General features: G+C 58.4%; 10 protein-coding genes. 8 read left to right on the forward strand and 2 right to left on the reverse strand.

What is annotated here, in order from left to right:
- The first annotated feature begins 45 nt into the window (after window positions 1–45).
- The 8 genes from pilN (at window position 46) to sctC (ending at window position 11,586) form a co-directional block, all read left to right on the forward strand.
- On the forward strand, window positions 46–1,770 hold the full coding sequence (gene pilN / locus WM40_RS15505) for a PilN family type IVB pilus formation outer membrane protein (protein ID WP_046153340.1): 1,725 nt from the start codon (window positions 46–48) through the stop codon (window positions 1,768–1,770).
- 3 nt (window positions 1,771–1,773) lie between these two features.
- Entirely contained in the window at window positions 1,774–3,087 is a 1,314-nt protein-coding gene (pilO2, locus tag WM40_RS15510) for a type 4b pilus protein PilO2 (RefSeq protein WP_024905039.1), read from the forward strand.
- On the forward strand, window positions 3,077–3,907 hold the full coding sequence (pilP, locus tag WM40_RS15515) for a type IV pilus biogenesis protein PilP (RefSeq protein ID WP_081765117.1): 831 nt from the start codon (window positions 3,077–3,079) through the stop codon (window positions 3,905–3,907). Before pilO2 ends, pilP begins: the two co-directional genes overlap by 11 nt.
- 116 nt (window positions 3,908–4,023) lie before the next feature.
- Window positions 4,024–5,754, forward strand: coding sequence for a GspE/PulE family protein (locus WM40_RS15520; RefSeq protein WP_236693546.1), 1,731 nt, complete (start codon window positions 4,024–4,026; stop codon window positions 5,752–5,754).
- Window positions 5,744–6,820 (forward strand): type II secretion system F family protein, encoded by a 1,077-nt coding sequence (locus tag WM40_RS15525; RefSeq protein WP_046153312.1) that lies wholly within the window; start codon window positions 5,744–5,746, stop codon window positions 6,818–6,820. Before WM40_RS15520 ends, WM40_RS15525 begins: the two co-directional genes overlap by 11 nt.
- Before the next feature lie 66 nt (window positions 6,821–6,886).
- Window positions 6,887–7,465 carry a type 4 pilus major pilin gene (locus WM40_RS15530; RefSeq protein ID WP_024905043.1) on the forward strand — a complete coding sequence of 193 codons (579 nt, stop codon included), beginning with the start codon at window positions 6,887–6,889 and terminating at the stop codon, window positions 7,463–7,465.
- 21 nt (window positions 7,466–7,486) lie between these two features.
- Complete coding sequence (pilM, locus tag WM40_RS15535) at window positions 7,487–9,586, forward strand: type IV pilus biogenesis protein PilM (RefSeq protein ID WP_024905044.1); 2,100 nt, start codon at window positions 7,487–7,489, stop codon at window positions 9,584–9,586.
- Window positions 9,587–9,792: 206 nt separating this feature from the next.
- Entirely contained in the window at window positions 9,793–11,586 is a 1,794-nt protein-coding gene (gene sctC / locus WM40_RS15540; RefSeq protein WP_046153344.1) for a type III secretion system outer membrane ring subunit SctC, read from the forward strand.
- Between the two features lie 162 nt (window positions 11,587–11,748).
- Here the strand turns inward: sctC and WM40_RS15545 are convergent, their stop codons facing one another.
- Both WM40_RS15545 and WM40_RS15550 read right to left on the reverse strand, forming a co-directional pair.
- Window positions 11,749–12,075 carry a hypothetical protein gene (locus WM40_RS15545; protein ID WP_024905047.1) on the reverse strand — a complete coding sequence of 109 codons (327 nt, stop codon included), beginning with the start codon at window positions 12,073–12,075 and terminating at the stop codon, window positions 11,749–11,751.
- 604 nt (window positions 12,076–12,679) lie between these two features.
- Entirely contained in the window at window positions 12,680–12,991 is a 312-nt protein-coding gene (locus tag WM40_RS15550; RefSeq protein WP_024905048.1) for an H-NS histone family protein, read from the reverse strand.
- Window positions 12,992–13,344 lie beyond the last annotated feature (353 nt).

Here is a 13,344-nt window from a genome sequence, read left to right on the forward strand (position 1 = left end):
GCGCATCGGCGCTTTCGTCCAGGCTCACCGCGCTATGCGCTGTCCATGGCTCGCATGGCATGCGTCTCGTTCGTTTTGTCGGGTGCGTTGGTGGGGTGCACCGGCTTACAACAACGTTTGAGCAACGACGTGGACGCTGATCATGCGCAATCGGAAGGGATGCTTGAGGCCGCACGACATGGTGACGTCCATCCTGGTACATCGCCGGACGGCGTGGTTGTCCGCCAGGGGTTGTGGCTTTCGGGTAAGCCGATCAAGTTGCAGCGGACCGAGTCCCTGCCGCCGATCTTCTCGGAACCGGTTACGTTCGATCGCGACGTCGCCTCCGTGCAGCAATTCGCGCAACGCATCTCGCAATTGACGCACTTGCCGACCCGTGTCGCGCCAAGCGCGCTACAAGGGAGCGATGGCGGCGCGCGGGCAAATGCCGGCGTGCCTGTACAGGGGGCAAAGCTTCCGCCGCTGCCACCCGGCATGGGTGGCGATACCGGTGCGCTATCGAGCAGCGCACCGGGCAACGACGCTTACGGCTATGGCGGTACAGTGCATATCGCTTACCGGCATGGCGATCTCCAAGGTTTGCTCGATGCGGCGGCCACGCGCTTCGGTTTGTCTTGGAAATATGCTGATGGTGCGGTGGTTTTTTACCTCACTGACACGCGTACGTTTCAGGTGGATGCGATACCCGGCGATGCCTCGATCAATGCAAATGTCATGAGCGGTGCGAGCAGTGATTCGGGAGGTGGCAACGGCGCTGGCGGCAATAGTGGATCGGGCGGCTATGGCAGTGGCGGCGCAATGACGTCGGGAAGCGGCGGCAATGGCAATGGTCAGTCGAGCGTCACATCGAACAACACCGCAAATACCGTCGTGAATTCGACGTTGTCGGTCTATTCCAGTCTGCGAGCATCGATTCAAGCCATGTTGTCGCGCCGCGGCACGGTGGTGACGTCGCCGGCAACCGGCACGATTACGGTAACGGACACCCCGGACGTGCTGGCCCGTGTGGGTTCGTTCATGGACGAGGCGAATCAGTCGCTGTCGAAACAGGTGCTGATCAACGTCACCGTGTTGTCCGTTACCTTGTCATCGGAGGATAACTACGGGATCAATTGGAATGCGGTATACCAGGCCCTTGGCAGCGCTTTCAGCCTCAGTGGCGGTTTCGCGTCAACGGTATCGAATCCCGTGTCGCTGTCGGCAAACGTGATTTCACCGCGCAGCCGTGCATCGGGTACCGCTTCAATGATTTCTGCGTTGTCGCAGCAGGGAAAGGTGCGGCGCAAGACATCCGCATCCATCACCACATTGAATAACCAGCCAGTGCCTGTTCAGGTCGCTACGCAGCAGGGCTATCTCGCATCGGTTTCCACAACCGCCACATTGAATGTGGGCACGCAGACGTCATTGACGCCCGGGACCGTGACGACCGGGTTCAACATGACATTGTTGCCGCATGTACTCGATGATGGCACCGTGTTGATGCAGTTCTATACCAATATTTCTTCTCTGTCGTCATTGACCACCGTATCGAGTGGTAACGAGCAGATTCAAACGCCCGAGGTGGCTACGCGTAACTTCTTGCAACGTGTCTCGATGAAATCCGGCGAGACCCTGGTGCTGAGCGGTTACGAAGGAACTGATGACAATCTGACGCGTCAGGGGGTGGGACGGCCGGAGAACTATGCGCTGGGTGGCGGCTACGATGCGTCGCGCAGCCGCGAAGTGATCGTGATTTTGATCACGCCGGTGACGATGAACGGCGCTTGATCTATGGCTATTCAGATTGTCCAGATTCAGCGGCAACGATTTGTCTGCGGATTGTTCTGGCAGTCGCTGTCGCGACGGCACGAGCTGCGTAAGGAGGCGGTCGAACTCGCGCAGAAGTTGAGCTTCGACCTGATGGTGTTACGCCTGGATCGTGGCGTTGCCGCAGTAGGATTCGCCAACGGTGGCGCAGGCATTCAGTCAGGATTGCCCTCGCTCGGCGTAATTGTCTCAAAAACCATCGCGCAAGAGGGGGCGTTTTACGAAGGGCGCCAGCAACCGGCCGCCAGTTGGCTAGGGGCGTTCAAGTTGCCGGATGGTCGCTGGGCCTATTTTGCCGTGCGCGATGGTACGTTTCTACCTAATGGCGAGATGGTCGGTACGGCGGAAGACGTCTTTGACCGACTGACCTCCGATTACGGATTAGGGGGGTGGAACGTGGTGATTGGCGACGGAGAGATCGAGTCGCTGGGTTTTCACAACTTCTATCCCCGCACGATCGATGACGTGTTGGGACGACGCCGTGGTCGGGTATCGGTGCCATCGAATGCGCGGCTGCGATTGGTCAAGCGACGCCTGTCGCCGTTGATGCTTGCGTTAATCGTTGGCGCATTGGCCTGTGTCGTGGTGGGCGTGCTTCTATGGATGCAGCATGTAAAACGCGAGCGCGAACTGGCGCAGGCGCGCGCCTTTGCCGCGGCTCGGATGCGTATTGCACAGGGACAGGCCGATCCGGGGCAACCCTGGCTGAGCCAGCCCCGCCCGGCGCGCTTCGCGCAGGCGTGCTTTGCTGCCTACGGGAATGTGGCGCCAGGCGGATGGGCATTGGATCGCTTTGATTGCCAGGGAACGGCCTACACCTATGTCTGGTCGCGTGGCGAAGCCAATATCGCGTTGCTGTTGCAGACTGTGCCTCAGGCGCAATTGGATTTGACGGGCGAAAAGGCCACGTTTAGCGGCGCGCTGCCGTTTGCGCGATCAATCGAGGGCGCCAGTGCGGGAGTGGCGCTGGACACCGAGTTGCTTGAAGCAAAGCAGGTCACGGCACGTCTGTTGAGCCGCTTCCAGACCCTGGGTCTGCAATTGGCGTTGACGCCTGAGGTGGTACGTCAGAGTCCGCCTGTTTTGCCTGCTGTCGCCGCGCGCGGACCGGGGATGACGGCCCCGCCGCCTTGGCATCGCTGGACCTGGCACGTGGCGTTGGACGGGATGTCGCCTACTACTTTTGCCACCTTGCTCGTGGAGCCCGGTGTACGAATCGAAAAACTGACGTATCGAGCGGCGATGTGGACCGCGGACGGAGTGCTGTATGCGAAGTGAGCGATCGAGATGGGGCGTCGTGGGCCGCGCTGCGGCAAGGCGATCGACTGTACGTACGTGGGCCTGGATGCTGCTGGCATCGATGCCATTGTGGTGGGGTGTTGCGGATGCGGTAGCGGCAAGTCCGACGCCGGTAGCGAGCGCGGCGCCGCTCGCCGCGTCGGGGCCAAGGCGCCTGGCGCCGCACGATGCCGGTGTCGTGGATAACGCAACGGTGGCTGATGCGGGGCATGCCGTCGGCACGCTGCCTTCTGGTGGACAGGAGGCGCTGTCGTCCGGGGATGCCGTGCAACTGCAGCAGATGAACGCGGCATGGACGCCTGATGCGGCGCGCCGCATGACCGCGCTTGAGGAGCAGACCATGTTGCTGAATGCTGAATTGAAAAAGCTTGATGTGCAACAGAAAATCGCGCAGCGCCGTGCCGAGATCGCCAAGATCGACGCGGCCTCGCAGGCGGGGCTCGCATCGGATATGGGCGGTAGCGATGCCGCGGCGAATGGTACCCGTGACAGCGCGATAATCGCTGGTTTGTCGGTCGTGGCGATCGAAGGATTGGGTCGCCGCTACACCGCCACCATGCAGTCTGCCAATGGGCGGCAGTTCGATGTCACGCCAGGCGACATGTTGCCTGGACGTTTGCGCGTTGCGAACATTTCGCCATCGACGGTCACTATCCGACGTGCGGATGGGCGTTTGATCTCGCTCGTGATGTCGTCGTCACCGGACACAATGGTGGGTCTGAACGGCGTGCCCCCTTCCGATGCCGGTGCCGTGCGCGATATGCGCGGTAACCTGGTACCCGGCTTGCCGACACACTGATGGATGTTTTGATTTGATCGCTGCCTGCATGCCGATTCGTCTTTCGTGGCGGCGCTTTTTTGCAGGCGGTTGCCCGTCTCAACTTTGCTTTTCCTACTGATGCCAGGGTGATGCCGATGTCGTATCCGTCGAACCCAAAGGAAGAATCCGGCAGCAAGTTTCAATCCGCCGATGTTGCCTTGCCGGGCGCGGCTCATCCATTGTCCGGTGAGGGCGCCTGGGCGGCAAGCAACGAAGAACGCAAGCTATTGTGCCTGCTCGACGATGGTCGCCTATTGGTGGCTGAAGGGCACGAAATGAGTCATTACGTGCTGTCGTATCGTGCGCGGCTGGATCGCTTGCAACACGTGTATCGTTGCGAGGCCGTCGGCCTTGACGAGATCCGGCGCGCGTACGAGGGGTTGCGTCGCGATGGAACCGGAGAACGCATCGATCATACCGCCATGCAGATGGCGGCGAAAGAACTGATCGGCCAGGCTTGCAGGGAACGTGCCTCGGACATTCATATCCGCGTCAAGCAATTCAGTACGGAAGTGCTGTTCCGCATTCATAACGAACTGGTGCGGGTCAGTGAGCAGACCCGTGAATACGGTAACCGGTTGTTGGCCACGCTTTACTCCGCGATGGCAACAGTATCAGATAACACCTATAAGCCCAGTGAACGTCAGGATGCCAGCATCAGCGACCGCGATAAGCTGCCTGACGCGTTGTTCGGCGTACGGATCGCGACGGCCCCCACCAGTATCGGCAACCTGATGGTGCTGCGCCTGCTCTACAACGATGCGGGCGACACCATGGATCTGCGGCATCTTGGTTTTTCAGGGGCGCAGGCCGAATTGATTGAAGATGTCAAACATATGCCGCACGGCATGAACATCATCAGTGGCCCGACCGGCTCCGGAAAATCCACGACTTTGCAGCGGGTGTTGTTGAGTCAGATCGCGGAGTACAAGGGCAGCACCCATGTGATCACGGTGGAGGACCCGGTGGAGTATCCCATCGCCGGTGCGGTGCAGACGCCGGTGACGAATGCGATCACGGAAGAAGCGCGAACGCTCGCCTTCTCCGCTGCAATTTCGAATGCAATGCGGCTCGACCCGGACACGATCATGATCGGCGAGGTGCGCGATGGCGCATCGGCGCGCAGTGCGCTGCGTGCATCGATGACAGGGCATCAGGTATGGACTACCGTGCATGCGAACGGGGCACTGGCGATCATCGATCGTCTTGTCGATCTGGGGCTACCACTGGCGATGATCACCGATGAATCGGTTGTGACGGGTTTGATCAGTCAGCGCCTGGTCAAGTTGCTGTGCCCGCATTGCCGTATCAATCTGTCGCGTGCCGCCGCGTCCGTGGACGATGCGTTGGTGGCGCGTGTGCGCCGTGTCGCGGGAACCTCATTCGATGCAGTGCATCTGCAAGGACCTGGTTGTGATCACTGCAGTGGTCGCGGCACGGTTGGCCGCACCGTGGTGGCCGAGGTCATTCGTACCGATGCGCGATTTTTTGCACTGCTGCGCGGCGGTGACAAAACCGCCGCGCAAGATTACTGGCTTTCGACGTTAGGCGGACAGACCTTGGCTGAGCATGCCGTATGCAAGGTCGCCGAGGGCCTGGTGGACCCGCGGATGGCGGAGCGTATTGTCGGTCCGCTGGCGGCGCGCCGGCTGCCGGTACGCATGCGGGCACTCGCTGTTGCGAACGGCGTCGACGCGGCAGACGGGGCAGACGATTCAGATAGGCATGCATCGCCGTCGCATGGTGGTGACATTGTCGCGCTGAGCTCGTTGCGCGGCGCGCGGTCCGAGGAGCAGTCCGAGTTCGGGGCCGAGCATGGCTATTGACATCCACCGCCTTTGGGCTCGGTTTCAGACCACCGCGGAAGTGCGATTGCGCTTGTATCGCAAGATTGAAAAGATGCTTGTAAACGGTTTGCCGCTTCTCAAGGTACTAGAGGAATTGGAGATGCGTGCGTCGGATCGCGGCCGCAAGCCTAATGAGCCGGAAGCGATCTTGCTGGGTGAGTGGCGGCGGACGGTGCAGAACGGGGGGGCCCTGCATGAAGGCATGGCGGATTGGGTGCCGCAGCAGGAGCAGATGATCATCATGGCGGGGGAGCAGTCGGGTCGCGTGGAAGTGGCGTTGCGAGCGGTGACGTCGGTGGTGGCATCTGGCAGAAAGATTCGCAACGCGATTCTGGCCGGGCTGGCCTATCCGCTTGCATTGCTGGCGATGACGGTAGCCTATCTCTATTTGTTTGGGCTGTATGTCATCCCGCAATTTGGGATGATTGCGCCGCCCGATCAATGGCACGGGAGCGCGCGGTGGTTGTACCTGATGTCCCACTTCGTACGAATCTGGTTGATATGGTGTTTGCTTCTTGCCAGCTTTCTCGCGGCTGGGCTTGTGTATGCGTTGCCGCGTTGGCGCGGCCGGTTTCGGAACCTATTGGATAACATTCCACCGTTTTCGATATACCGAATGATGGTGGGAACGAGTTTCCTGACCGCATTCGCCTCACTGCAGACCGCCGGTTTCACCGTGGAGAAGTCTTTGCTGCGCTTGACGGAGCACGCCAAGCCCTGGCTCGCGCAACGGATCGACGACATGCTGTTCGGCGTCAAGTCCGGCCTCAACGTCGGCGAGGCGATGAAAAATACCGGTTACCACTTTCCGTCGCGCGAAATCGTGGACGACCTCTGTATCTATGCCGAATACAACGGTTTTGCCGATGCATTGAAGACGATTGCCGATGAGTGGATGGAGGCAGGCGTCGAGCGCGTTGGCGTTCAAATGCGCGTCTTCAACGGCGCGGCCATTTTGATCCTCGCGATCCTCCTTGGTGTGCTGGTCACCGGTTTTTTCGGGATACAGCATGAGATTGCGGCAATGACGCGCACGATGCGTTAGCGCCGTCCGCCACGGCGTTTATGACACGCCCACGCAGTGGGTCTTTCAAGCATATAGAGGTTGATGATGAGCGAACATATCCAGAAAACCTTGTTGAACCGAGTAATGCAGCACCGGGCGAGTTATCGTGTACGCCAGCGCGGCGCGTCGCTGCTGGAAGCGGTCGCGTATCTCGGGGTGGCGGCCATTGTCGTGATCGGAGCGATTGCATTGTTGCGCAGCTCATTCAGCAGCGCGAGCGCCAATGGTCTGAGCGAGCAGGTGAATGCGATTCAGTCAGGTGTCAAGAAACTCTACATGGGTCAGGGAGCCGGTTACAGCGGCATCAGTATCGGTGTCCTCGCCAGCGCGGGGGGATTGCCTTCGACGTTGACCACCACCACGTCCGGTACCGATTCATCGGCCACGACGGTCTCCAATGCGTGGGGTGGCACGGTGGAATTGACCGCTGCATCTTCAAACAATGGCTTCAATATCATTTACACACAGGTTCCGCAGGATGTCTGCATCAACGCGTTGACATCAGGCGGGAGTTGGTCGTCCATCACGGTCAATTCCGAGACGATAAGTACATTTCCGGTATCGCCGTCGGTCGCTGCATCCGACTGCACGACCGAGAATTCGATTACGTGGGTTTCCATCTGACCGCACACGTCCGTCCATCCTATGCTCGCACTCTGGATTCTGGTTGCCTTGCTGACGATAGGCGGCGCTTATGCACTGGTGGATCAGCGTGACATGGCAGTGCCGCCGCAAATGAACGAGCAAACGCTTGCGGGCAGCATGGCGGCCTATCGCGCCGCAGTGGTTGCGTTCGCACGCACTCAGACTGCTTTTTCAGGATCGGCGACCGACGCACAATTGCAAGCCGTCACGCCTGGCGCGACGGCGGATGACCGATGGCAGAACTATATTGCGCCAAACAATGGCGACGCCAATGGTAGTGTTGTCGTGATCTACACGACGAAGACCGATGCCGCCCCCGCCATTGCCGGAATCGAACGCTTGTCATCCGGTTCCGCGTTGGCGGGTGTTGCCGCATCGGGTCATATTGTCTCGCCTGGCAATCCCGCTATTGCGTTGCCCACCGCGATTGCCGCCGTGGTCCCCGACGGCACACCTGTATGGATGGCGCAAGCTTACGGTGTGACTGCACTGTCGAGCGTGCGCACGCGCACGCCTACATCTGGTTTCGCGCTGGTGGAATTGCTGGCGGCACTGGCTATTCTCGGGCTTTTGCTGGCAGGGGTGGCGTCGATGATCAATACATCGCTGCAAGACGCAAAAGGCCAGCAGACGGCGTCTTATCAGGCCGCCCTGGCGACTGCCGCGGCGAAGGTCGTTGCAAACAACGCATCGGCATTGCTGGACAGTGCCACCGCGACGACACCGGTCGTCATCGGCCTGACCACGGCGACAAATCCCAGCTACGCGCTGTCGACCTATCTTCCCGACGGCATCGGTACACGTAATGCCTACGGGCAAACGCCTTGCCTACTGGTCTATGCGAACGCGGCGCATACGATGCTGCAGGGATTGCTCGTGACCGAAGGGGGGGTGTCGATATCGGACGATGCGCTCGGTTATATCGCCGGCAACGCCGGGCAGGGAGGGGGCTCTATTCCTGCGACGAACAACGCGTCGGGGGCCGCGTTGGGTGCGTTCGGAACATGGAGCGTCGCGACACCGAACCCGTCCGGCAAGTCCTGTTCTGGAACGGTGACCGGCGTGGGACATTTGGTCAACGAGGTGACCACGAACGCTACGAATGCGCAGGACGCCGACTTTCTGTATCGCGTTGCCGTGCCAGGCGATCCTACGGCTAATGCGATGCAAGTGCCGTTGATCCTGGCAAAGGAAACGCTGGGCGCGGCGTGCACGGCCGCGACCGGTGCGATTGCAGCGGACGATCAGAATCACGTATTGTCCTGCGTTGCCGGAACATGGCAACCGGTCCCGTTGCTGCATTGGCGTGATCCTGTCGTCAATGCTACGGACCTCTCCGCGATGACGAATCCACAGACCGGTGACGTGGCAATGACAACGGCCACCGGTCGTGCCTACACGTTCAACGGTGCATCCTGGCAAGCACTTGCGGTTGATGAAAACGGTGTTCTGGCGTTGGGCAATCAGGAAACGGTCGGTGCCGCGTGCGCCGCCACGCAAGCCAGTACCACGCCCGTATCCACCGATGCCAAGGGCCGCGTCCTATCTTGCCAAAATGGCACGTGGCAGACGCAAAGCGAGGTGTTGCCGGCGTTGAACGTCGTGGGGTGCGAGACAATCATGTCGAGTCCAGGCGCGACGGATTACACTTGCACCACGGTGCCGAATGCCTGGACGATAAACACGACCAATAACACTTATACGACCATACATACGGAAACCGTCACGCTGAACAAGGCCGGCATGATATCGGCAAGTTCATGGGCGCACATGAATGACGGTGTCTGTGAAGGCAATGGCGTGATGGGTACTGGACATAATGCGCAAGAAAGTCAGTCGCTCGACGTGTTCGACAGTTCGGGTAACACACTGTCGCATACCGAGTCGATGGGGCCGACCTTAAAGGACGACTCCGGCGGTATCAACAACACGCTGAATACCGCGCAAAATGCCGGCACCTACACGGTTCAGGTCACGACGAACTGGGCGACGTATGCGGGCATCACGACCCCCTGGACGAGCAGCTATTGCGATACGGCGGGCAATCCCATTTCCAATTCTCCGCTCGTCGCAGGCTGGAGCGTGAATACGTATTACTGAAGCAGGCGTATATCGGCGCATTTGACTGCACCCCTGGTGACTGCGGGTGCGCGTGCATGGCTTCGTATGAAGCCTGCGTCTGGCGAACCGCGGTTGCGATATCGGAAGCAACCCCACCTCAGTCTTTCGCTTGCGTTGACCGGATTTCGCCGGACCGCAATGATGCATCTCGGAACTCTTCTCCTTGGCTCAACGACCATTCCGTGATGCATACCATGAAATCACTTGTCACCTTGTTGCTCTGTGCCGTAGCACTGTTCGCCATGAGCGTTGCGCCTGTCGATGCCGCGCAAGTGCAATGGCGGTCGGCGCAGATCGATTACACTGCCGATGCGAAGGACGTCAAAGACGTATTGCATGACTTTGCGGCCAGTCAGGGCATTCCGGCAAATATTTCGCAAAGCGTCTCCGGCAATGTGACCGGCAAATTCCAGATGTCCCCGCAACGCTTTCTCGATACCCTTGCATCGACATTTGGCTTCGTCTGGTACTACGACGGGCAGGTGCTCGACGTCGTGACACCTGATGCGATGAAGAGCCAACTGATTCGTCTCGACCATGCGAGCGCCGAGGACTTGCGCGAAACACTTCGCGAGATGCACGTCAGTGATCCGCGCTTCAGCATCACCTATGACAGCGCGCAGGGCGCTGCCATTGTCAGCGGCCCTCCGAATTACGTGAAGCTGGTATCCGACATCGCCGAGCGCCTGGATTCCAATACCGAGCATCGCGCCGGCACGGTGGTCAAGGTTTTTCCGTTGTATCACGCCTGGGCGATGGACCGCACCACGGACGCCGATGGTACGACGATCAATCTGCCAGGTGTGGCAACGGTGCTGAACAGCATGTATCACCCGAATGAGAACAACGCGGGTGCGTCTTCGGCGAATAAAGCGGCAACGAGTATGACGAACGTCAAGAAAGTATCGCCGATGAATAATATCAATGGCTATCCCGGCGGTCAGGGGAGCAATAGTGTCGCGCCGCCTATTCCGTCCAGCGTGCAGGGCCAGATGGCTGGATTCGGCAATTCGCAACCGGGCCTTCTGGCAGGGCTGAGCGGGCAGGCATCACCGCAATTACAAAGTCCTTCGAGCAGCGGCGACAATCAGCAAGGCGGGGGGCGGCAGAAGGACCAGTCGTTGCCGGTGATCGTTGCCGACCAACGGACCAATTCGGTGCTTATACGCGATACGCCGGACCGCATGGACCAGTATCCGGCATTGATAGAAAGGCTGGATATAAAGCCCCAGTTGGTCGAAATCCAGGCACAGATCTTTGAGGTGGATGATTCGGTCATCGATCAATTGGGCATCAATTGGACGGCGCATAATGGCCATGTCGACCTCCAGACTGGTAATGGCCTGACCGCACAGAACACCTACAATGGCACGTTGTCGCAGAATTTCGGGACGACGACGCTGGCGGGAGGCGCCACCGCGGCGGCGGCGCCTGCGGGCGCGGCATTGACAACCGTGATTGGCGGCGCGGGCCGCTACCTGATGGCAAACGTGGCCGCATTGGCGGAGACGAACAAAGCGAAAATCGATGCGAGCCCGAAGGTGGCCACGCTGAACGACATCGAAGCCGACATGGCAAACCAGACGCAATTCTTTGTGAGGGTGTCGGGCTACACATCGGCGGACCTTTACAGCGTCTCTACGGGGGTCTCGCTACGAGTGCTGCCGATGGTGGTCGATGAGGATGGCAAGCGACAGATCAAGCTCGATGTGTCGATACAGGATGGGCAACTGAGCGGGCAGACTGTCGACAACATACCCGTGATCACAAGCAGCAATATCAATACATCCGCGTTTATCAATGAAGGCGAGGCGCTGTTGGTCGCCGGCTATAAGGTGGACAAGATGACACGTGATCGTACGGGGGTGCCGGGCTTGTCGAAGATTCCTGTGATTGGTGGCCTGTTCCGCTATCACGACAACGAAGACAGCCATATGGAGCGGCTCTTCCTGCTGACGCCGAAGGTCATCGATCTGTAACGCATTGCTGCCAGAAATCGCTACGCGGGAAAGCCGTTTCGTGATTGACCAGGTTCGCCGTGCCTGCTACCCCAAGCCACCGCATACAGCGTCCGCTGGCGTGCAGTAACGCAAGCCAGTGGGCCGTGGCGCTACAAGGTGTTCCGACTTCCCGAAAAGTCATCATGGCAACGTGCTGTTGATACAGTTCTTATAGGCGAGATCGTGCACTTGTTGTGCCGTGCCGGCGTACTGCCGTTTGGTGTAGTACATCCCGATGGCTTCTCCACCAAACAAATCGACGACTGACTTTGCGAGGCGGTCCTTTGTTGCTTTCTCACGTGCGTAGGCGACCGTTTCCGCCTGCGGCTTGCCCGCATCGCGCATTGCTGACAGCGTAACAAGAAAGTCGGCGAAATACAGGCAATCTCCAGGCTTGTTTTTCGCGTAGATCGGTGTCGAAAACGTGATTGCCGCCGCGGCGAGCAACATGATGGACAGTTTGAACATCGTATCGGCTTGCGCTAACGAAAGAGGTAGCCTGCGCTGCTTCCTCTCCGCGAAAGCGGTGTCCGGCAGCAATGTGTTGGTCGGCGAGGCGCCCGGAACAAAGACGGGTGAGGGGGTAGCATCAATGTGTAAGCTAAGGTGCGGCATTATGGCGAGCATCGAGTGGCGTGAGGCCATATTTTATACCGTGTCTCGCGTCTGCCTTTCGCAAATAAGTAATCTGCAGTATTACCAGGTTCGTTAGCACAAGCGTAATCTCGCCCGGTATCGATGTGATGCGACGGAAATGGGACTGGTGCTGTATTGTTAAAATAGTTATAAATTTGAAAACAGATTGCAGTTTATGATGAAAATCCGTATTCAAATAGTTGACGATTTTCGCGATCCCCGACTGCTGATGCCGGTGATATTTTGACAAGGTGAGTCTACGACAATTGGGCAGGCACGTCTGATTCGCGTGGTAAAATTGCCGCACACGTACCCTGTCTATTCTAGAGTCATATTCTCGTAATACGAAATACGACACACCCACAGATATTCAGATTTTCCCGATAATCCCATCTATTGGGAAATCGGGCCGGGGATCCATTGCGACAATCAGCAATCAGATTGCGAATGCTTCGCGGTCCTTGCCTACAATCCACTTCGGTGGTTTGCCACGGCCGGACCACGTCGTGCCGCTTTCCGGATCGCGGTAACGCGGTGCCACGGGTTGGCGATTTGCACTGCGCGCGGGGCGACCAACTTTCGGTCCTAGACCCACTTCATTGGCTTTGAGGTCGTATAACGCGATCAGCTTGCGGCATTCCGTCACTGCGTCGTGGCGTGCAACCGTGCGTTGCGTCTCGATTTCCTTATCCAGCGCTGCTCGTTGTTCCAAAAGCGCGGCCAGATCTAATTTCTTATCAGCTTTCATTTTTTAAGTTTGGCTTGAGAGTTACAAATATGCGAGAAGCATCCCGATCCAGGCGACAAGCACCAATCGCGCGTTACCGCATATTATCCGGCCAGGTAGTAGAAGATTTTTCTCTTCCAACGTGGACGGTAATTTGGCAATAGCGTATCGATGACAGGGCAAGTTACTTGCGAAATAGATCCATCGCTTGTCACCCAAGGCGAAAGATGCGCCGATATTCGAATAAAGTAAAGCATTAAATAGAAACACAAGAATTACCGTAGTTTATACATTGTTATGACATTTGGGGCAAAGAGGTATGCAAGCGCTATTCACGAGCTTGCGACATCAAGAGGAATTTTAGATGATTGTTA

It is taken from the genome of Robbsia andropogonis (assembly GCF_000970345.1).
In the GTDB taxonomy this organism is placed as follows: Bacteria; Pseudomonadota; Gammaproteobacteria; order Burkholderiales; family Burkholderiaceae; genus Robbsia; species Robbsia andropogonis.

Coding starts and splice junctions, on each gene's coding strand:
- WM40_RS15545 (WP_024905047.1), bottom strand. CDS start 12,075: ATGTTCAAACTGTCCATCATGTTGCTCGCCGCGGCGGCAATCACGTTT.
- pilM (WP_024905044.1), top strand. CDS start 7,487: ATGCTCGCACTCTGGATTCTGGTTGCCTTGCTGACGATAGGCGGCGCT.
- WM40_RS15520 (WP_236693546.1), top strand. CDS start 4,024: ATGTCGTATCCGTCGAACCCAAAGGAAGAATCCGGCAGCAAGTTTCAA.
- sctC (WP_046153344.1), top strand. CDS start 9,793: ATGCATACCATGAAATCACTTGTCACCTTGTTGCTCTGTGCCGTAGCA.
- WM40_RS15530 (WP_024905043.1), top strand. CDS start 6,887: ATGAGCGAACATATCCAGAAAACCTTGTTGAACCGAGTAATGCAGCAC.
- WM40_RS15525 (WP_046153312.1), top strand. CDS start 5,744: ATGGCTATTGACATCCACCGCCTTTGGGCTCGGTTTCAGACCACCGCG.
- WM40_RS15550 (WP_024905048.1), bottom strand. CDS start 12,991: ATGAAAGCTGATAAGAAATTAGATCTGGCCGCGCTTTTGGAACAACGA.
- pilP (WP_081765117.1), top strand. CDS start 3,077: ATGCGAAGTGAGCGATCGAGATGGGGCGTCGTGGGCCGCGCTGCGGCA.
- pilO2 (WP_024905039.1), top strand. CDS start 1,774: ATGGCTATTCAGATTGTCCAGATTCAGCGGCAACGATTTGTCTGCGGA.
- pilN (WP_046153340.1), top strand. CDS start 46: ATGGCTCGCATGGCATGCGTCTCGTTCGTTTTGTCGGGTGCGTTGGTG.